General features: G+C 39.9%; 14 protein-coding genes, 1 other RNA gene and 1 pseudogene. All 16 read right to left on the bottom strand.

Translation table 11 applies throughout. The annotated features are described in order from the left end of the window. Positions 1-367: 367 nt before the first annotated feature. The gene (gene proB / locus G613_RS0114930) at positions 368-1,168 is read right to left on the bottom strand and encodes a glutamate 5-kinase (RefSeq protein WP_029233385.1); all 801 of its coding nucleotides are present in this window, start codon (positions 1,166-1,168) and stop codon (positions 368-370) included. 148 nt (positions 1,169-1,316) lie between these two features. Continuing rightward, positions 1,317-1,672: a transfer-messenger RNA gene (gene ssrA / locus G613_RS19280) on the bottom strand. A gap of 157 nt (positions 1,673-1,829) precedes the next feature. After that, positions 1,830-3,869 carry a methyl-accepting chemotaxis protein gene (locus tag G613_RS0114925; protein ID WP_029233384.1) on the bottom strand — a complete coding sequence of 680 codons (2,040 nt, stop codon included), beginning with the start codon at positions 3,867-3,869 and terminating at the stop codon, positions 1,830-1,832. A gap of 124 nt (positions 3,870-3,993) precedes the next feature. Further along, a complete protein-coding gene (gene smpB / locus G613_RS0114920) occupies positions 3,994-4,461 on the bottom strand; it encodes an SsrA-binding protein SmpB (RefSeq protein ID WP_029233383.1) in 468 nt (155 codons plus the stop codon). 496 nt (positions 4,462-4,957) lie between these two features. Continuing rightward, positions 4,958-6,958, bottom strand: a pseudogene (rnr, locus tag G613_RS0114915) (ribonuclease R); the annotation flags it as partial. 88 nt (positions 6,959-7,046) lie between these two features. Next, the gene (gene secG / locus G613_RS0114910; protein WP_029233381.1) at positions 7,047-7,289 is read right to left on the bottom strand and encodes a preprotein translocase subunit SecG; all 243 of its coding nucleotides are present in this window, start codon (positions 7,287-7,289) and stop codon (positions 7,047-7,049) included. Between the two features lie 132 nt (positions 7,290-7,421). Next, the gene (gpmI, locus tag G613_RS0114905) at positions 7,422-8,969 is read right to left on the bottom strand and encodes a 2,3-bisphosphoglycerate-independent phosphoglycerate mutase (protein WP_029233380.1); all 1,548 of its coding nucleotides are present in this window, start codon (positions 8,967-8,969) and stop codon (positions 7,422-7,424) included. Between the two features lie 138 nt (positions 8,970-9,107). After that, a complete protein-coding gene (locus G613_RS0114900; RefSeq protein ID WP_029233379.1) occupies positions 9,108-10,895 on the bottom strand; it encodes a DUF4153 domain-containing protein in 1,788 nt (595 codons plus the stop codon). 17 nt (positions 10,896-10,912) lie between these two features. Then, positions 10,913-12,088 (bottom strand): cation diffusion facilitator family transporter, encoded by a 1,176-nt coding sequence (locus G613_RS0114895; protein ID WP_029233378.1) that lies wholly within the window; start codon positions 12,086-12,088, stop codon positions 10,913-10,915. A 57-nt stretch (positions 12,089-12,145) separates the two neighbouring features. Continuing rightward, positions 12,146-12,817: a thiamine diphosphokinase gene (locus G613_RS0114890; RefSeq protein WP_029233377.1), complete on the bottom strand. Its 672-nt coding sequence runs from the start codon at positions 12,815-12,817 to the stop codon at positions 12,146-12,148. A 158-nt stretch (positions 12,818-12,975) separates the two neighbouring features. After that, positions 12,976-14,367, bottom strand: a complete 1,392-nt coding sequence (locus tag G613_RS0114885; protein WP_029233376.1) for a tetratricopeptide repeat protein — start codon at positions 14,365-14,367, stop codon at positions 12,976-12,978. A gap of 164 nt (positions 14,368-14,531) precedes the next feature. Then, positions 14,532-15,173: an RpiB/LacA/LacB family sugar-phosphate isomerase gene (locus G613_RS0114880; RefSeq protein ID WP_029233375.1), complete on the bottom strand. Its 642-nt coding sequence runs from the start codon at positions 15,171-15,173 to the stop codon at positions 14,532-14,534. A gap of 129 nt (positions 15,174-15,302) precedes the next feature. Then, the gene (locus G613_RS0114875; RefSeq protein ID WP_029233374.1) at positions 15,303-17,813 is read right to left on the bottom strand and encodes a glycoside hydrolase family 31 protein; all 2,511 of its coding nucleotides are present in this window, start codon (positions 17,811-17,813) and stop codon (positions 15,303-15,305) included. Between the two features lie 28 nt (positions 17,814-17,841). Further along, on the bottom strand, positions 17,842-18,696 hold the full coding sequence (locus G613_RS0114870) for an HAD-IIA family hydrolase (protein WP_029233373.1): 855 nt from the start codon (positions 18,694-18,696) through the stop codon (positions 17,842-17,844). Positions 18,697-18,761: 65 nt separating this feature from the next. Beyond that, positions 18,762-19,973, bottom strand: coding sequence for an ion transporter (locus G613_RS0114865; protein WP_029233372.1), 1,212 nt, complete (start codon positions 19,971-19,973; stop codon positions 18,762-18,764). 24 nt (positions 19,974-19,997) lie between these two features. After that, entirely contained in the window at positions 19,998-22,052 is a 2,055-nt protein-coding gene (locus G613_RS18175; protein WP_029233371.1) for a DEAD/DEAH box helicase, read from the bottom strand. Positions 22,053-22,058: the final 6 nt, after the last annotated feature.

Below are 22,058 nucleotides of genomic sequence, written 5' to 3'. Positions count from 1 at the left end.
AAGTACAAGGCAAAATGGGCAGCATAATCATCTATCCAAAACGAAGCCAGAGTCTGGCGACTCTGCCATTGAATAAAGTGCGCTAATGCGCACAAATATCCTTGATCTGCTTGACTACAGAATAACTGTCAGGAAATATCAGTCAACCCCAACGCCGCTCCGCGGTGCGCTTGGCGCAGGGTTGACAGTTATTTCCTGGCAGTTATAGTAGTCAACAAGCAGACCAAGGATAAATATGATGGATACAACCATCGACAAAGTAAAAAGGTGATCACTGTTTATGTGACCACCTTTTCGTTTGATGTTATTTTGTTTGTTTTGCCTGTCTACTTGACAGACCCCAGATCACATTGACAGGTCCTTTTTGTTAGTTATCTTTCGCTACGAACAGCGTTCCAACTTTCTTTTTATCTATTATGTCATACAGACGCTCCGGATTCTTACCATTGGTGATAAGTACATCGATTCCGTGAGACGTGGCAAGCTCTGCTGCTTCAAGTTTGGTTATCATGCCGCCGGTGCCCCTATTTGACCCAGATCCGGAAGCAACTGATTTAAGTTCTTCTGTTATCTCTTCTACCCTGCTTATAAGCTTGGCGTTTGGGTCTGTCTGAGGATTTCCGTCATAAAGGCCTTCGATGTCGGAAAAAATGACAAGTTTGCTTGCATTGCAGAATACCGCAACAAGTGCAGAAAGCATGTCATTATCAGAAAAGAGCTTTTTATCTGATTCAATCTCCGCATGGCTGACAGAGTCATTTTCATTAACTATCGGAATAATATGGTTTTCCAAGAGAGCGTCAAAAGTATTTCTTAGATTCTGGCTTCTGACCGGATCCGCAATATCCTCATTATCCAAAAGAATCTGACCAACAATTCTATTGTATTCACCAAATAACTTGTCATATAAATGCATAAGCTCAGTCTGGCCAACTGCTGCTGCAGCCTGCTTGAGCTTAATTTCCTGAGGCTTTTGCGCAAGTCTCATTTTACCTGCTCCAACAGCAATAGCACCTGATGAAACAAGTACCAGATCATAGCCGAGATTCTCAACCCCTGCTATTGCTCTGCACAAGTGATCAATTGCTCTTATATCAATATTTCCGGACTCATTTGTAATAGTTGAGGTTCCCACCTTAACTACAATTCTCTTTTTACTTACGCTCATATAGGCTCTTCACTTTCTCGCTTTAACTTAATAAATCAAATCTTATTCAAGTTTATATCCATTTCCCTTTGGTTGCAATACATAAAAGCGAAACATGATTCTTTTTGTAAATAGAGCAAAGAAAAAGCCCGCATAAATGCGAGCTTATTAGTGGATTAGGCGGGAGTCGAACCCGCGTCCAAAAATTCATCCCCTGTCCTTCTACTATCGTAGTCAATTATTCTGAGGTTCTTCACCCCTGTTCCCTCAAGCCTTCGGAAATTGACAACCAAAAACAATCGGTAGCTTCATGATACGACCAGGACCGCAAAGCTTAAGCCATGTCGTTTCCTACAAAGTTTGACGCCAGTTACCGGATGTGTAGGTGCATCTGGGCTGACGGGCTGCACTTAGGCAGCGATTGCTAAATTATCGTTAGCGTTTAATTTTAATTTGAGGTTTAACGCACCATCCTGCGGATAGCTTCTCCAGCTTCAAAATCCCTGTCGAAACCTTTACTAACCCATATTTAATTATAAAAGCAGCTTTGGACTGCTTATCTAGTATATCGTAAGGGATAGCAAAAAACAATAGCCTGGTGGTTAAGTTTTCAATAGTTTTTGAGGAATAAAAACCGCCCCCGGACCTATTTCCGGAGGCGGAACACATCTAATCATGTTTATTATTCTTCATCGTTATCCTTAAAGAACTTCATCTCTTCATTGAGCTTTTCGGCAATTTCCTTGAGAGAATTTGCTGAGCCTGCAAGACTTGTAACAGTAGCTGAAAGTTCCTGCATTGAAGCTCCTGTTTCCTCTGAAGAAGCTGCATTTTCTTCGGAAATAGCTGAAAGAGCACTCATGGTATCGACAACCGCATTCTTGGAGGAATCACAGGTCTCTGCGCCTTCAGAAATAAGACGAACACCGCCAACAGTACTTCCGATATCCGAAAGCATTCCGTTTACTGCATCAAGGGTTTCTCCAAGAGCAATCTGCTGATCATTATTACCCTGCTTAACATCTTCCGCTGCAGCAACTGCCGCTTTACTCTGTTCAAGAAGTGATTCCATTTCTCTCTTGATATCATCAGCCATAGCCTTGGAATCCTCGGCAAGCTTACCGATTTCTTCCGCTACAACCGCAAAGCCCTTACCGGCCTCACCTGCTCTTGCAGCCTCAATAGAAGCATTAAGAGAAAGAAGGTTTGTCTGTGTTGCAATTGAGGTAATGCCCTCAACCTTCTCACTTATATTATTAACTGCATCCTGAGTTGCACCGATTGTCCTTGAGATATCATCAATCTTGGCAGTCATCTCTGCAGATGAATCCTGCAGGGATGCAAGAGAGTTACTTGAAATCTCAGAAGCTTCCTTCATCTTCTGGGCTATTCCGGACAGGTCATCAGTTGAATTCTGAACGTTAAGAACTGCGTCGCCGATTCTTCCAACATTTTCGGATGCACTCTGAATTTCATCAGCCTGCTGTGTTGCACCGGATGCAATTTCCTGAACTGCATTTGATACATCTTCTGCAGTCTGAGAAATCTGATTTGCCATATCCGAAAGTTCCTCAGATGAACTTCCTACTTCACTTGCGGATCTCTTAATATTTGAAACAATATCGTTAAGAGTACCTATAACCGAATTAGTTGCTTTAGAAATAAGGCCGAATTCGTCTTTTCTGACACCATATTTCTTATCGACAGTCTTAAATCGTCCATCAGCCAAAGCTTCAAAGGAATCCTTAAGTGCCGCAATAGGATCTGCAAAGCTCTTAGCCATCATGAAGGAAATAACAGCAGCAGCAATCAGCATGACTACGCCAACAACAACAACAAGCGTTGCTGACTTTCTGGCAGCTGACAATATTACTGTATCTGTAGTCGCTGTACATACACAGAAACCGGTTTTTGGTTCTTTGTAATATGCAACATAAGCGTTGTAGCCCTTACCTGTATCTACAAAGTAAAAGCCCTGGTCTTTGCCGGATACCATAAATTCCGAAGTTGCTCTGCTCTCTTCATCATGAGCACCTTCACCGATTTCATACTGTGAATGAGCAGCTACAAGGCCCTCTCTATCAACAATAAATGCATCATCAGACTTTGATGCAAGAAGATCATGAAAATTATTAAGATCATAATTTCTATGAACTATACCGATAATATTGCCATTATCCTTAATTGGAACAGCGAATGTAATCATTCTACGGCCATTGGTCTTACTTATTGTAACGTTGGAAACGTAGGTTGAACCCTGCATAGCTTTTTGGAAATATTCTCTTTCTCCTACGTTAATAAAGTCTCCGGTACCTCTTGCCACCTGCATACCATCAGATCCGGCAATTGAAGTGTTCTCACCATCAGCAAGAACTGCATCACATTCCAAAATTGTTGCCTGAACAGCATCATAAGGAATATTACCCTCACCCTTTACATAATTGATAACAGTAGGGTTACCGGCAATAGCAAGACACATATTCATATTGGCATCAAGAATATTTACAAACAAACTCTCAATGTACTGAGCTTCCCATTCCAAAGACTCCTGCGCATCAGCCATAGCCTTATTGGTAGATGAAACATAGCTGACAATAACTGCTGTTAAAAGCGGAATCGCTGTTACAAGAAGCATGACAAGAATTAGTTTAGTCTTGATACTGTCAAAAAAGCCAATCTCATTTTTAACTTTTGCTGTTTTTCCATTTGTTTTTTCAGCCATCATATGCCTCCATAATAGAATGATATACATTATCAAAATAATGTAAATATATACGCTTAATATTATATCATTCATCTTATAAAAGGCATTATCCAGCAAAGTATGTTTAATAATTTTTTAAGTTTTATCTTAGGCTTACTTTATAGTCTCTAAGGGCTTCCCTTTGCTGATCTTTTTTAGCCATGTCAGCGCGCTTATCATAGAGCTTTTTACCTTTGGCAAGACCAACTTCAACCTTCACTTTGCCATTTTTGAAGTACACCTCAAGAGGTACCAGAGTGTAACCCTGTACCATCTTCTGCTGTTCCATTTTTCTGATCTCAGCTTTGTGTAGCAGAAGCTTTTTTACCCTGAGGGGATCCTTGTTAAAGATATTACCTTTCTCATAGGGACTTACATTCATTCCCAAAATAAAAGCTTCTCCTTTATCAATACTGATCCAGGCCTCTTTGATGCTGCATTTTCCCTGACGGATTGATTTAACCTCAGTTCCAAAGAGCTCTATTCCTGCTTCGTATTTCTCCTCTATGAAATAGTCATGATATGCTTTTTTGTTATTTGCTACTAGTTTTCTAGCCTTATCTTCTGCCATGTTTCTTCCCTTTACCCTGTGTGCTTCTAGCGGCCTTACTTGTGGCTGATTTCTTATATTTGTGAACCTTATAGACCTTACGTCCTGAAGGAGACTTTTCCTTATCCTCCATTGATTTACGAGAAGTTTTCTTGCTTCCAGCATTTGCTTTGCCGGTTAAAGGTGAATGTTTCTTTCCTCTGTGCTTTGGCTGCAGATCTCCGGTTCTAGGATCTGGTTCATACTCCGAAAGATCTATCATCTCGCCATTGTATTCTACAAGTCGTCCTTCCGATTCCTTACTATCACCGGACTTCTTAGACTTCTTAGAAACCTTCTCCTTCTTTTTACCGGATCCCTTAATTCCAAAACTTGACTCTCTATGTGAAGGTTCCTCGTCCGTCTCTCCACCAGCTCGCTCTATAACCTTGCGAATCTTGTTAGCACGATTCTCCGCAATCTTACGAGCTTCGGAATAAACTACAAAGTCATCTGGATCATAACCATACTCATCGTTATCTTCATCATCGTCATTAACAATTCTGAAGTCTATTGTTCTGGTGATTCTATCAGCGCCAAGGACCTTGATCATAACCTTCTGTCCAAGAACATACTCCTTGTGAGTACTCTCACCTACAAGCTTCATATGATCTTCATCGTAAACATAGAAGTCATCATTCATTGAAGCGGCTCTGATCATTCCCTCACAGGAATTATCAAGCTCCACGAACAGGCCCCAGGCTGTAACACCTGAAACAATACCCTCAAAGCGCTCACCAACATGGTTTTCCATGTACTGAGCCTTCTTGAGCTTATCTGTTTCTCTCTCTGCTTCCTCAGCTCTTCTTTCTGTTTCTGATGAGTGCTTAGCAACCTCATCCAGGATTTCCTCATAATGAGCAGCCTTATCAGTATTCATCCTGCCTCTTAAATGATCCTTAATGATTCTGTGAATCTGAAGGTCCGGATATCTTCTGATTGGAGATGTAAAGTGGCAATAATAGTCGAAAGCAAGTCCGAAGTGCCCTGTACACTCAGTACTGTACTTGGCCTGCATCATACTGCGAAGAGTCATTCTGCAGATTACAGGTTCTTCCTTGCTACCTTCAACTTCCTTTAGGAGCTTTTGTATCTCTTTTGGTCTTACCCCATCATCTCTTTTGACATGAATGTGATGTCCTAAATTAGACACAAAAGCTGACAAAGTGCCAATTTTCTCAGGATCCGGCTGTTCATGAATTCGATATACAAAAGGACTCTGCAAATAATAAAAGTGCTCAGCTACTGTCTCATTTGCAGCAAGCATAAAGTCCTCAATAAGCTTGGTGGCAGTATTTCTCTGACGAGGCAAAATCTCTATAGGATTTCCCTCTTTATCAAGCAAAATCTTGGTTTCAGGGAAATCAAAGTCTATTGCGCCCTTATCTTCTCTCTTTTTTCGTAAAAGAGCTGACAACTGAGCCATGTCTCTGAACATAGGCACAAGTTCTTCATACTTCTCAATTTCTTCAGGATCCTCGTCCTCAAGAATCTTGGCAACAGAGGTATAGGACATACGCTCATCTACGTTAATAACTGACTCAACAATGTCGTGGTCCACAATAACACCGCTCTTATCAATTGTCATAAGGCAGCTAAGAGCTAGTCTGTCTTCTCCATGATTAAGAGAACAAATTCCGTTGGATAATCTATGAGGAAGCATAGGAATTACTCTGTCTACAAGATAGACACTGGTGCCTCTCTTAAGTGCCTCTCTATCAAGAGCAGAATTTTCCTGAACATAGTTAGTCACGTCAGCAATATGGACTCCAAGATGATAAAGGCCCTTTTCATCAATTGTTAAAGAAACCGCATCATCAAGATCCTTGGCATCCTCACTATCAATGGTAACCATCTGAATATCTCTAAGATCGGTTCTTCCCATCATATCGGCCTCGCTGATCTGATCCGGACATCTGTTAGCCTGATTAATTACTCTTTCAGGAAATTCACATGGAATATCGTAGCCTTTGACAATAGACATAATATCTACGCCGGGGTCATTGATATTTCCGATTACTTCCTTGACTTTTCCTTCAGGTTTCTTCCTCTCAAGGGCATTACCGTAGTCCGTAATTTTAACTACAACCTTATCTCCGGTAACAGCCTTACCATGATGCTCAATTGGAATAAAAATATCGCTCTGAATTCTGCCGTTATCTGGGATTACAAAGCCAAAGTTCTTTTCACCCTGATAGGTTCCAACAACCTCATCCATTCCTCTGACAAGAATATTCCTGATTCTTCCTTCCTGTCTCTTACCGGTAGATTCCGGCAAAAGTTCTACCTCAACGGTATCGGAATGAAAGGCTCCATGAACGTACTCTTCGGGAATAAAGATATCTTCATCTCTTCCCTCTATTTCCACAAAGCCAAAGCCTCTGGCGTTGGCAATAAATGTACCAACAAGCATCTCGTTATTATTCTTTTTACCAAAAAAGCTCTCATTCATCCTTTTGAGACTCTTACCTTTAGCCATATAACCTCTCTTTTGAAATACATAAAATGAAAGAAAAAGGCACTCAAAAAATGAGTGCCTTAAAAACTACTAAATTCAAATCAACAAATTAAAGAACGTTCATATTAAGAACAATAGCAACAACAACAAATAATACAGAAAGAATGATTGTTACCTTCTTGAGTACGCCTTCTCTTGAACGACCCTTGTTCTTGCCCCAATATGTATTCTCTACTGTTCCCTGAATTGCTCCAAGTCCCTGATTCTTACCTTCCTGTGCAAGTACCAGAACTACTAAAGCGGCACAAACCAGCATGAATATTACACCAACAACATAACCTAAAACGCTCACTTAAATAACCTCCCAAAGTCAATATATCGCATTAAGATTAAATTTTTATTAAATCACAAGCAAATAATACTATACCACATTTGCGTAGTATCGTCAATTATAAGCTCTTAGATACAGTTCTTCCCGCGATAATTATTTCTTGATGAGCAGTGACTTACCTGTCATCTCCTTAGGCTGCTCCTCGCCCATGCACTCGATAAGTGTAGGAATGATGTCTGCAAGGCAGCCGTCCTCTTTAAGTGTATAAGCAGGATCATAGTTTACAAGGATAAATGGAACAGGATTTGTTGTATGAGCTGTCCATGGCTCACCTGTCTCATAATCAATCATCATATCTGCGTTACCGTGGTCTGCGCAGATGAACATTGTTCCGTTCTGAGCCTTAACTGCATCAACAACCTTGCCAACGCACTCGTCAACAACTTCGATAGCCTGAACAGCTGCAGGGATAACACCTGTGTGTCCAACCATATCAGGGTTAGCAAAGTTAGCTATAACAACATCATACTTCTGTGAGTTGATTGCATTAACAATCTTCTCGCAAACTTCCGGAGCGCTCATCTGAGGCTTAAGGTCGTATGTTGCTACATCCTTAGGGCTGTTAACCAGGACTCTGTCCTCACCCTCGTTAGGCTGCTCAACGCCGCCGTTAAAGAAGAATGTTACATGCGCATACTTCTCTGTCTCAGCAATACGAGCCTGCTTCATTCCCTTAGCAGCAAGCCACTCGCCAAAGGTATTTGTAAGAAGAACCTTCTTGAAAGCAACTTCCTTGTTAGGAATAAGTGGATCATAATCAGTGAAGCAAACGTAAGTTACATCGAGTCTTGCGCCTCTGTTAAACTTATCAAACTCATCATCGCAGAAGCAGTGTGTGATCTCTCTAGCTCTGTCAGGACGGAAGTTATAGAAAATGATTGAATCTCCATCCTTGATTGTAGCAACAGGAGCACCGTTCTTCATGATAACTGTAGGGATAACAAACTCATCTGTCTTGCCATCCTTGTATGACTGAACCATGCACTCGTGGGCTGAATCAGCCTTGTTGCCCTCGCCCTTTGTAAGTGCGTTGTAAGCAATCTCAACACGATCATAGTTGTTATCTCTGTCCATAGCATAGTAACGTCCGGAAATAGAAGCAATAGCACCAACGCCAAGCTCCTTCATCTTGTCCTCAAGCTGCGCAACGAAGTCAATTCCGCTCTCAGGAGGAGTATCTCTTCCATCAAGGAAGCAGTGAACAAATACCTTATCAAGGCCATTCTTCTTGGCAAGCTCTAAAAGTCCGTAAATATGTGTAATATGGCTGTGTACACCACCGTCTGATACAAGACCATATAAATGAAGAGCTGAACCTTTCTCCTTACAGTTGTTAATAGCAGCCATAAGGCCCTCGTTTGTGAAGAAGTCGCCATCTTCGATAGACTTGGTAATTCTTGTAAGCTCCTGATATACGATACGGCCGGCACCCATATTCATGTGACCAACCTCTGAGTTACCCATCTGTCCGTCAGGAAGTCCAACTGCAAGACCTGAAGCATAGCCTTTAACAAAAGGATAATCCTTCATAAGACCATCCATTACAGGAGTCTTAGCCATAGCAATAGCATTTCCCTCTGGGTTATCATTAAGTCCGTATCCGTCAAGAATCAAAAGAACTGTAGGTTTAGAACCTCTCATTTATATATCCTCCATTTTCTCTGCAAGGAAAAAAGCTTTCCATGCACCATTAACATTTGTAAAATAGATGTTTTCATCCCTGCATAGTATAGCGCAACTAGCCTTAGTATGACAAGCATTTAACAAAAAGTTAATTTATTATTGGTACACATATCCTTCAAAATAAAGGTACTCCACGTTGTCAGAATTATCCGAATCATATCTGACTTTGAAATATGTTATCTGAAGAAAGCCAAAATCAGACATAGGAAGTTTGTTTTCAAGAACTGCTTTCTTAGCATCGCCATCTACATCATTTTCTTCATTACTGATAACCAGTTTGGCTAGTTTGCTTAAATCAACAATTCCTATAGTGTAACCATCTTCAAAGTCCGAAACTTCAAGCTTTGAAAGGTCCAGATATTCCGGCTCCTTACTAACAGTGTTTTCAGCGTTTTCTTCATCCTCATCTTCTATCTCGTAGGCACACTGAACATACCTCAGATCACTATAGGATGTAACATCAAAGTGGTATACTTTTCTTTCAACCTTGGCATAATCAGTATGTTTCTCATCTATGGCATTAGCCTTCTTCATAAGCTCAATCTGCTCATCGCTCAGGTTCTTATCAATGTACTTCTCACCAACAAGACCACCGTCAAAATATATCTCATTATAAGCTTCATATGCCTTTGCTCTCTCATCACTTGGTAAACTATCGCCTTCCCTGAGAAATTTTTCAATTTTGGCTTTCTGAGATCTAGTGATAGTGCTGCTTACATTCGTTCCGGGACATATGAGCATAAAGAAAACTCCGGCTATAGCCACAAGAACCACATATGCCATAATGTCTTTGTTGCTTCTAAGCTTGTATATGTAAATAGCAAAATAAATAATTTCAAAAATAATAAGTGCCATTCCATAGTATCTGCTTGGAGTAAAGCCATACTCTGAAACTCTCATTGCAAGGCACATAATCTGCAGAATGATAAATGGTATAAAGAAAAGTGGCATCAGCCTGTAGGCTCTTACAAACTTCTCTTCTTCGCAGCCCTGAGCCATGGTCCATATTGCAAAGCCAAATACAAACAGCCATGTCAGGATGCTGAATACCTGATTTGAAGGGAAGGTCCATCTGATAACAATCTTGAGAATATAGACATAAATGATTCCAAAGGCAATAGCCAAAAGAGCTGTAAACACATATGCCAGAACGCTCTTTTCAAATTTAGATATGTCTTTGTCGCTCTTTCTAAGCCCCATCAAAACACATGGATACTGAACAAGGCCAAGCAAAATCATCTGCCATCTGATAATCACATCAAATTTATCAAGATCATAAATAAGTGAATCAAAAGCAAAAAGAATCATCAATGTGCCAACGGCGATAATGCCATATACAAGTTCAGCCTTCATCAGTCCGCAAAAGGCCTTTGATGCATATTTTTCAAAGGTATCTTTAGATCTTTTGTAGAAAAAGAAAACTGATAATCCGTAATAGGCCGCCATAAAAAGCAGCATAAAATTATCTGAAATCTCGGTGTATGAGCCTTCAGTGTACGGAAGCTTCTTGAAATCTATTACATCCATTATTTCTACAATCAAATATTGAACTGTGACTATGAGTGAAGTCACCATAAGAAGTGAGTATAGTAAAATACTCTTAGAATTCTTGGGATTATATGACTTTTTTTCCTGCTTCAGATATTGATGAATCGTTTCGCACAAAAGTGCGCCCGCGGATAGACCAAACATTATCCAATAGGCACATGTGCAAACATCCTCCATAAGTATTTTAAATTGGCTTCTGGTAGTAGCATTTGAATCATAAAAACCGCCATAAGAAATAGCCATGACAATAGTCCCTATTAGAAAAAGAACTATCGAAAACTTATGCTCCTTAACAACATCCTTAAAGCCTTCCTTAAGCTTCCCCACAAACAACATTTTTCATCCTCCCTGTTTTATTCGTCCTTGGTCATCTTGTCAATATCTATGTCCAGGGTAATGTTCTCCTCACCTTCCTGTAAATGCTCGGTAAGGTAATCAATTATCTTCTCATCCTTAAGATTGTACTTGTATGGAACCTGTACATCAAAAGAGATTCTCTTTTCCCCATTTTTGTGATGAATAAGCCTGAAATCATGGAATGTAAGCTCCGGACTAAGGTCTTCCAAAAGCTTCCTTGTCTTGCTCTTATAAGTTTCCGTCTCTTTGTCCCCCATAATAACAGGATCCATATGTATAACTGCGCTGCAATGGTATTTCTGCCGAAGCTCGGTTTCAATATCATCGATAAGATCATGGACAGATACAATATTCTGATCTGACGGAACTTCTACATGCAGAGACATTATGATCCTGCTGGGGCCATAGTTGTGAACCATAAGATCATGAACTCCCAAAATTCCTTCGTGGTTCATAACAGTCGATTTAACTTCATCAACAAATTCTTTGCTGGGCGGCTCACCAAGCAGTGGATTGATAGTATCTTTTGCAGCTTCATAGCCTGTCTTGATGATAAAAAACCCGACGAATACGCCAAAAAATCCATCAACAATAAGACCTGTCTTGTGAGCGAAAATACTGGATGCAAGGACAACAGATGTGGTAAATACATCAGAAATGCTGTCCATGGCAACAGATTTAAGTGTTTTACTATCAATCTTCCGAGCGGCCTGAAGGTTTCCCTGGAACATTAAAAGCTTTATCAATATGGAAACAATCAGTATCACAGCAATAGTTGCATTAAATTCAACCTGTTGGGGCTTTAATATTTTATTTACTGATGTTCTGACCACTTCGCAGCCTGTCAATATGATAAATAGGGAAACTATAAGGCCTGCAATGTATTCAAGTCTTCCGTGACCGAAGGGATGCTGTTCGTCAGCTTCCTCTCCCGCCAGTTTGAATCCAATGAAGGTTACGATTGATGATGCCGCATCAGATAGGTTATTAAAAGCATCACCGAATATAGATATGGAGCCACTAATAACTCCGGCCATAAACTTGGTTAAAAATAGAAAAATATTGAATCCGATTCCGGTCAAACCGCTTAGCAGCCCATACCCCTGTCTTACTTTTGGCAACTTAACCTGCTCAAAATCTTTTACAAAAAAACGTGCTAAAAAACAGATCATAACTTACACTCCTGTAATTAAAATACTGTCTTAAAGACATTTATAATAATCAAAAAGTCAGAACTCGCAAGAAATAAGCAGCGTACCGTCTTCTACTGTTATTTCCGCTTCCTCATCAATAATAAACTCATTACTTACGCCCAATGGAAAATCGTAAGTAAGCTCGCTGTTTTCTATGGAATACATAAGTCCCTTAAGGGTAACTCCAACAGCCTTTTGAGATAATGCAAAAACTGAAATGTATCCTGTATTTCCACGGTTGAACTTAATAGTCTCATTCTCGGCAATCATCAGCATTCCGTTTTCACTAAAGATATATCCTTTAGCTCCATTATGTTTGATGAACAAAAGAGTCTGGATATTGGCTAGTGAATGATCAATGCGCTTACCGCCCAGAGCACCATAGAGATAAAACTTTTTATACCCCTTAGATAGCCCAACCTTTACAGCCATCATTGTGTCTGTATCATCTTTTTTGACATTCAGCTTCATTATCCTGTCAGGGTCATGCTCTGCAATTTCGCTGATACTGCGCATTATCACAGGATCAGCCTCACTGGCAGAGTCAAAATCTCCTACAATAAGATCAGGCAAAATGCCAAGCTGCTGAGCATACATAAAGCCTGCATCGCAGGCGATAACAAAGTCGCCGTCGTTAATAGGAATCTGCATTGGTACAAAAGTTCCTGCAGATATTATTATACATTTGGGTTCACTGGCAGAAGTCATATAAGTCTCCAACTAGGTCTCATTCTATAAACACCTATATCCATTCTATCGCATATAATAAGACCTGTATAATCAGATTTTTATAAAGAAAAAGCACATCCAATATAGTATCAGAAGTGCTTTTTATAAATCATAGTATTTCTAATTGAAAATAATTATCATGCACGGATTCTGGACTCAATGGTCTTAATATCCATCTCGTACTCATCAGTTCCGCCCCAATCACCAACGATTGTCTCAGTAGTCTTACCGCTTTCATCGGTAATTGAAGTTGATAATCTGTAATTCATCTTGGCAACCTTGGTGTTACTGCCGGAATTAGTATAACTCTTAAGGTAAGTTACTGTATATTTGGTATGAGGATAAGGATTACCATTGATTGCAGGAGGCTCATAAGAAATTGAATTTCTCTGAACTCCGTCATCCTCAAAATAGTTGGCCCAAAGTGTTATCACACCTGAGTTCTCAGGATTTTCCTCAAAGTTAAGGAATCTGTAGCTAAAGTTACCATCATTTCTGTTAAGAATAATAGCATCTCTGCAGATTGATACGTAGGTTGTGTTCTCCTGAGGCGTCTCCTCATTGTTAAGGAAAATATTTCTAAGATTTACATACTCATCTGACACAACAAAGTCTCTAAGTTCGTCTACATTTCCCACATCAAGCTGAGCAAAAATATCCCAGAATATGCCATACACTTCCTGAGCATTTGTGATGCAAGCCTTAAGGGATGAAATCTCATCATTGGTTCCCACTAAGTTTTCAACATTTTCAAGTATTTTCAGATAAGTAACAGCATCTTCATAATTCATGGTAAAAGAATCAGATGCAGGGACAGCATACTTAAGAATAAGATTCTTAAGATCTTCTGATGGAGTCAGGCTGTACACTGTAGTAAGTGTGCTGACAATCTGGTCATATTTGGCCAAATTCGTCCCGGAATCACCGCTTCTGAAAAGAGCGTTAACATCATCATTATAAACACTAAAGCATCTGGTATATGCAGCATCCAACAGCTCTATAGCATCGGAATTTGTTCCATCCTGTTCAAGAACACTAACAACGCTAAGTACAGTATCAATGTTACCCTCACCCTTGTTAATTGAGTTAACGGCATCATTCATAATTACTGTAAGGTAATTGGATAAAAGTGCCTGGCTCTCAGTGTTCTGCCATCCATCATACAAAACCTTCTTGGCAGATTCTGAATCATCGATACTAAGGTAAGCACTGGCCATATTTGAATAAGCTGCTACAGATCCCGAATCAATCTCAATAGCCTCTGAATATGAGCTGATTGCTGCATCATATTCCGCTTTTTCTGAATATCTGTTGCCTGCAGCTATGGCCTTATTTACCTTAACAAATGGTAAATGACTGTATACAACGTAAACAGCAACAAAAGCTACAACTGTAGCAATCACAAAAAGTGCAAGTTTCTTGTAATCTATTCTCATAGCGCGCTTTTTCTGTACTCTGCGCTTATTATTGGTCCTTTTAACCGAACTAAAAGTATTATCCTTTTCTCTGTATCTAGTAGCTGACTGCAATGTTCTAACTCCTTATAAAACCTAATACATCTGTATCAAAAGCTAGTTTCCCATTTCAACACTATCGTGTAGTATAGCATAAAATTTTTATAAATTCCATATAAAAAAAGAGCAACCTCTAACCCGCTAAGGGCAAGAGATTGCTCGTATTTATCGGATATTTATTAAGCTAAAAGCTCGTGAACGCAAGCCTTGATCTTCTCATCCTTGGCATTTGCATCGAAGTACTCAAGGAAATGTTCTCCTGAAAGAGCTCCCTTAACAAGTTCTCTGTCCAGTCCCTTAAGAATTGCTACAACATCCTGGTTGTAAGTAACCTTCTTGACCTCATCAAGGATCTTCTTGTTGCGCTGCTCAGGAACTGCTCTCTCTCTTGGATAACCCTGTCCTGATTCCTCTGAGAAAAGCTTCTCAAATGTATACTCAAGGTTAAGCTCAGCGCCCCATCCTGACTTAAGTGCAAAGTTCATGGAAATAGCGTTACCATCATTGATCTGAGCAAATGTGTATGCATCAAGCGGATCAGTTACATGACCACAGATAACTCCCGGGAAGCTGTTGCATGCAAGCATAGCGCCTTCTCCTGTTCCGCAACCTGTGATTACATAATCAACAGCGCCTGAATTAAGAAGTACACATGCAAGAATACCATTCTGAACATATGTAAGCTGAGCTTTGTCATCGGCAGAATACATACCATAGTTAAATACTTCAAAGCCATGCTTGTCAGCAACCTTCTTGAGTGCTCCGTAGATCATCTCATTCTTGGCAGCCTGGCTGTTCTCATTAATAAGTGCGATTTTCATATCAACCCTCCATTACTGATAAGTCTTTTTACAGACTGGTTTATCGATTTACTCTTAGATTATTATAATTTGCCCTAAGAAATATATCTATTGAATATCCTCTTTTGTGTAATATTTTCAAGATTCTATTCACATTCCAATAAGATCAAATTGCTCATAAGAAACCGTAAGCTTATAGCTATCCTCAGGCTCCTTGTATTTGATCAGGGCTACTCGTTTAGTCATATCATAAAACCAACCTGTGTCTACCGCAGAAAACTTCTTTTCGCTTAAAAAGTGTGGTATTTCGCTCAATCTACCATTTTCTTCAACAGTTACATTTAAAGGTGCTTTCTGTCTTTTTATCATCTCAATTACTGTATTTTTCACCTTCTCATGGTAATCACCGTCTTTATCAAAGGATACATTTACCACATCAGTTCCGGCCATAGTAACAGTAGTCTTCTTATAGATACCCCACTTATAGTTAAGAGTCTCTCCGTCATCATCATAAATGGTAAAAGAACTCTCTTTTTCCGATGGAGCAAGGATAACAATTCTGTCAGTAATATGATCCTTGGAAAGATTCATAGGCTGATTTATAGCTATTGGAACGATAGCTCCTTCTCTGACAAACATTGGTATGGTTCCAAGACTTACAGAAACAATGATAGTCTGACCACCCTCATATTCTCTGTAGTTATCATTGACGTCGAACCATTTACAACCACTAGGAAGATAAACTCGCTTACTTACCGCTCCTTCTTCCAAAACATTTGCAACCAAAAGGCTCTTTCCAAACATATACTCGAAGCTTTCGTCGTAAACCTCTTCATCCTCCTGGAATTCATAAACAAGAGGTCTCATAATCGGTGCTCCGATAACGCTTCCCTCATACTCAAGAGAATAAAGATATGGAATAAACCTATACCTAAGTCTGATCAGGTCCCTGATTAGTTCCTTGGAATTCCTGTACATCCAGGGCTCTGTAACTGTATTGTCATCAGAAGCTGAATGGATGGAAAATCTTCCCTGGAATATGCCCTGCTGAACCCATCTAACAAAAAGCTCTTCCGTAGGAGCAGGCCCTGCAAATCCGCCAATGTCAGCCCCCTCATTTGGCTGTCCCGAAAGTCCCATTCCAAGAATGGTAGGCACATTATTCTTAAGGCTCTCCCAGCTTGTTACGTTATCTCCAACCCAGGTCTGGGCATATTTCTGTATACCGGAACTTCCGGATCTGCATACACTATAAGGCCTGGCATTATCATTATTCTCAATAACAGCTTCATTACTTAGCTTACACATAAGCGTAGGCATAACAGCCTTAAGCTGTCCAAGGGTTCCTTTTTTGCCATCAAAAGAAACTACGGCATCCTTATCCATCAGACCGTCGTATTCACAGTTGTCATTCCATATAGAATTAGTTCCATACTCTATAAGATTCTTTTTCAGGTATTCTTTCCATGCTTCTCTTGCCTTTTTATTTGTAAAATCCCAGAACAGGCCATCTCCGCCCCACCATTTTCCTACAGCAGGTTTGTCCGGATTATTGGAATCCTTTATAAATACATCTTTTTCCTGAAATTCGGTCAAATTCGGATGAGATAAAAGAATCCCCGGTTTAACATTAGGTACAACCTGTGCGCCTTCTTCATCCATTTTTTCAAAAAACTCTTTTGGATTCTTAAACCTATCCTTGTTCCAGGTAAAGACATACCTTTTGTTATCAATACTTGTATATCCTGAAGATAAATGGAAGCCATCGATTGGAATGCCCTCTTTTTGCACAGTATCAACAAAGTCCAAAAGAGCATCGTCGCATCCACTTGGAAGCTCCGAATAGTACATAGAGGATCCCTGATATCCCAGAGCTCTCTTTGGTAAAAGAGCAGGTCTTCCTGTCAAAAGCGTATAATTGTCGATAATCTTAGATATCTTGGAACCTCCAAGAATAAATAAATCTATATCCCCACCATCAGCCTGAAAATAGCTGTATCTTGGGAAGTAATTAGACTTCTCACAGCCCATATTAAATACAGACTCATAAAAATTATGATAAAAAAGTCCCACTGCTTTCTTGTTATCTCTATCAAGCCTTATATAAAACGGCACATGCTTATAGAGGGTATCGCATTTAACCGGATCATAGGCATAAGAATCCGTAGCTCTTTCCCTTAAAAATAACTTGTTTTTATTAAGTTCACCAGTCTTTTCACCAAAGCCGTAGAAACAGTCCTCCTCCTTCATACGGCTATAATTAATGTTACGATTATTAGAATCCTGTACAAAGCCATAAAGCCCTTCTGTGCTGTAAAGCTTATTTCCTTCAGAATCCTCTAATACAAATTCAGCAGGACTTGTTCTTACCTTAAGAGTTAATTTACCTGTGCTAAAGGTAAGAATGCCGTTCTCATCACTAAACTCAGCCTCAAATGGTGATAGTCTTTTTCTTTCACCTGCAAATAACTCATCCAGCCTGTCTTCCCAGGCAGTTGTCATGAGCACATAAGATTCCTCAGGAAACTCCCTGTCAAAAGAAGCCCTAATTCTCAATATTTCATCGGTCAAAAATAGGAGCTTTATATCTGCACAGTCTCCCTGCAGAATATAAGCTCCGTTGTTTTTTTGGTAACTAAGAATCTCACGTAAAATTTTCATGTTTTCCCCCGAAATACATTCCTAAGTTTTAGATCTGCGTAAGAAGCTTTCCCATTTCTCCTATGCCTTCATAAACAGCGTCAGGCTTAACATCCGATTTAGGGATATCATCCAGTCCTGCTTCTCCTGTTAATACCAAAACGCCTTTAGCACCATTTTTTACCCCTGTGGCAACATCCGTGTACAATCTGTCCCCAACAAAAGTAATCTTATCCTTGTCCACTTTGGTCTTATCGACTACCATATCTACAGTTTCAGCAAAAGGCTTGCCTACATACTTAGGCTCAACCCCTGTAGAAAGTGTAATTGCATCGCACATCATGCCACAATCCGGAATAAATCCTCCCTTTACAGGACAATTTATATCAAGATGTGTTGCCAAAAAAAGAGCTCCTTTTCTTATGTACGTGCAGGCATTAGTAAGCTTTTCGTAGGTAAGTGTCTTATCAAAGCCTATGACAACGATATCCGGAATATTGTTAGTATCAGCCGGAACAAAGCCTTCTGTCACATCAATCTCGGGAGTAAATAAATTGATACCTCCCTTTTCAAAATCCTCAATAAGAGGTTCGGTTCCAAGAAGATATACGCTCTTATCCGGATAATTAGCATTAAGGTATCTTATCATCACATCCCCTGAGGTCATGATCTGATCTCTATTGATATGGCAGTTCATCCTTGCAAGCTTCTCAATATAAAGAACCGGTGATGTGGATGAATTATTGGTAAAAAACAGATAGTCCTTGCCTGCATTTTTCACTGCATCAAGAAAATCAAGGGCGCCATCCAAAATATCATTATCAAGATAAAATGTTCCGTCCATATCCAGGACAAATAATTCTGTATCCTTTAGTACTTTTTTCTTAGTTTCTAAATCAAACATGTATTGTATTTCTCTCAATCTTTTAATTAACTATATCATCATGAATTATCATTTTAGTTTTTAGTTCAGGCCAAGTCACTCTTAGGATGCTTCTCATATAAGAGAACCACATCTCCTGCCTTAATTACAAGGCTTCCCCTTGGGATAATGGCCTTCCCCTTTCGCCTTATCATGAAAATATAACTCTGCCTTGAAATATCAATGTCCTTAATAGCCAAACCGTTCCAGGAGTGTCCCTCATTAATGGTGATTTCCTTAAGGTCAATCGGCTGGATTTCTTTGATCTTCTCAGCGCACATTACAACAATATCGCCGCTTTCAAGAACAGTCTGTCCCCTTGGAATAATAGTGTCTTTCTTTCTCTGAATAGCCACAATCATAATGTCTTTAGGCATATGAAGATCAATAATCTTCTTACCGGTCCAACTGTCTTTTTCAGAAAGCTTAGCCCTGATAAAATGTATGTTTTCCTCTTCAGCATAATCTCCCACAGTCTTAAGCTTCTGGTACTGTTCAACGAAGCCGGCACTAATAATACCTGTTGGGATAGCTACCATTCCAACTCCAAGAAAACTTATGAATATACCAAGTATCTTACCCATAATAGTTACAGGATAGATATCTCCATAACCAACGGTTAGTAGGGTTGATGTAGCCCACCATATACCCGAAAATGCATTTTGGAAAACATCAGGCTGAGCGTCATGTTCAACACTGTACATGCAAAGACTTGATGCAAGCATCAGTATTAAGATGATAAAAACAGACGCCAATAACTGCTGCTTTTTACTGTAAAGGACCTCGGTAATAACATTTAACTGGTCATAATAGGAATTGATTCTAAAGAGCCTTAGAATCCTTGCTACACGGAACATTCTAAACACAGCAGAGCCTGCCGGGAAAAATACAGGAAGATAATAAGGCAAAAATGATAACAGATCAATTAATCCTGTAAAAGAAAAGACGTATCTTAATACTGATTTTTGCTCTGAAAACTTAGGATACAGCTCCTTGGCTGTAAAGACTCTTAGACAATAATCAATTGCAAAGAAGAATGTCGTAACTGCTTCAATAGCAAGGAGGAGCCCTTTATAGTGCTCCTCCATGTAATCAAATGTAATCGCAAATGCCGCAAAAAGGTTAAGTGCAAGAGCAATAATGCTAAGCACATCATAAAAACGGTTTAAGGGCTCATCTATAACCCCTGTACTGACCATGTTAAAAACCTTGGCTCTAAATCTGTTGAATCTAGCTTTAGAAGTTTTTACTTCAGCCATACAATCCCCCGTTTCCAAGCTTTATTACTTTTTACGCTTGCCAAAGCTCTCCATCACAAGACTGCTTACATCAGCCAGGTAATCAAGGCTTCTCTTTTTATTTTCGGCTTTAATAGCCTTCTTGTCGGATTTAGAAACATTCATGGTATCTGTATCAGGCTTATCTGCCTTCTTTTTCCTTGGAGTGTCCTCCATGTACCATGATTTTGTAGAACCTTCCCCTTTGATGTTAATGCGTCCTACATTCTCAAATCCGTCGCTTTTCTTATTCTTTCTTTCATACTTTCTGCTGTCAGAAGATTTTTTTGATCCCTCTGATGCTCTCTCAGACGCCTTATCCCTGTCAGCCTTTATGCTGGCAATGAGACTCTCATCAAGGCCTGTATTCTTGGTAAAACCATCATGATCATTTAAAGGCTTCTGTTTCTTACGTGGCTTAGGGAAAAGTTCATTCTCGGTAGCCTTCTTATCAAAGCCCTTTGAATTTTCTTTTCTGTGAGAACGATTATCTCTATCAGAACGTCTACCATCACGGTTTCGGCCTTCTTTGTCAGAGCGTCTACCATCACGGCCTCTGCCCTCTCTGTCAGAGCGTCTTCCGTCACGTCTACCCTTACCATCTCTGTCTCTTTCACCACGAGTCTTAAAATCTCTGCGGTTTCTATCAGACTTTTCAAAGAGAACAAGGTCCTCAATATCAGCACCCATCCTGAGTTTCATAAAGCCGGCTGCAAGCTGCTCTGCAGTATACTCGCCTTCTTCAACCTTCTGGTTAACAAACTCAAGAGCCTGAGTAATATCACTATTCTCAATAATATCTATTACTTCAGCAAATACCTTCTGAGATTTAACTCTTGTAATCTCTTTTGCCTTAGGTACGTGTCTTTCCTCAATTTTAGTGTGACAAACCTTCTCGATTTCTCTGAGCTTGTACATCTCTCTGCCGCCAACAAGTGTAAAGCTCTTACCGCTTCTGCCGGCTCTACCTGTACGACCGATTCTATGTACGTAATATTCTATATCTTCCGGTATATCATAGTTAAATACAGCTTCTACACCGCTAACATCAATACCTCTTGCTGCAACGTCTGTTGCTATGAGAATATTGATTCTTCCACTTCTGAAGAGATTCATAACTGTATCTCTCTGGTTCTGTGAAAGATCGCCGTGAAGTCCGTCTGCAAGATATCCCTTGCCCTTAAGGCTCTCAGCAAGCTGATCAACCATTCTCTTAGTGTTACAGAAAATAAGTGATCTTGAAGGATTATAATAATCCATAAGTCTTACAAGAACTTCTTCTTTCATCTTCTGAGGAACTCTGTAGTAAGCCTGCTCGATGGCAGCTACAGTTATTTCCTTAGGAGTCATCTTGATGTACTCAGCATCACTCTTTTGATATGTCTTGGTAATCTTAAGAATTGCTTCAGGCATAGTTGCTGAGAAAAGAGCTGTCTGTCTTTCCTCGGGCATTCCCTGAAGAATAGTCTCAATATCCTCTCTGAAGCCCATGTCAAGCATTTCATCAGCTTCATCAAGAACAAGGACCTTAACGTCCTTCATCTTCATAGTGTGTCTTCGCATGTGGTCCATAACACGTCCCGGAGTTCCAACCACAATCTGTACACCATTTGAAAGCGCCTTGATCTGTCTGGAAATATCCTGTCCGCCATAAACTGCGAGAACCTTGATTCCAAACATAAACTTGGCAAAATCTCTGATATCATCAGCAGCCTGCATTGCAAGCTCTCTTGTAGGACACAGAACAACTGCCTGAAGATGCTTATTATTTGGATCCACCTGCTGAAGAAGTGGGATACCAAAAGCAGCAGTCTTACCGGTTCCGGTCTGCGCCTGTCCTATTATATCTTTCCCCTGTATCATTACAGGAATAGCTGCCTTCTGGATAGGTGACATATACTCAAAGCCCATCTCTGTAACAGCTCTTATAATTCTTTCATCCAGTCCTGATTCGTCGTAGCGAATCTTCTCTTCGTCCTCTTTCTTTGATTTTTTATCAAGAGCCTTCTCTTCAAAGTTCTCCTGATTATTAAGTATTTCTTTTTCTAAATCTTTACTCATAAAACT

It is taken from the genome of Butyrivibrio sp. VCB2006 (assembly GCF_000420945.1).
In the GTDB taxonomy this organism is placed as follows: domain Bacteria; phylum Bacillota; class Clostridia; order Lachnospirales; family Lachnospiraceae; genus Butyrivibrio.
Note: the sequence above shows the minus strand (reverse complement) of the source record. Positions and strands in the feature narration are given on the sequence as shown.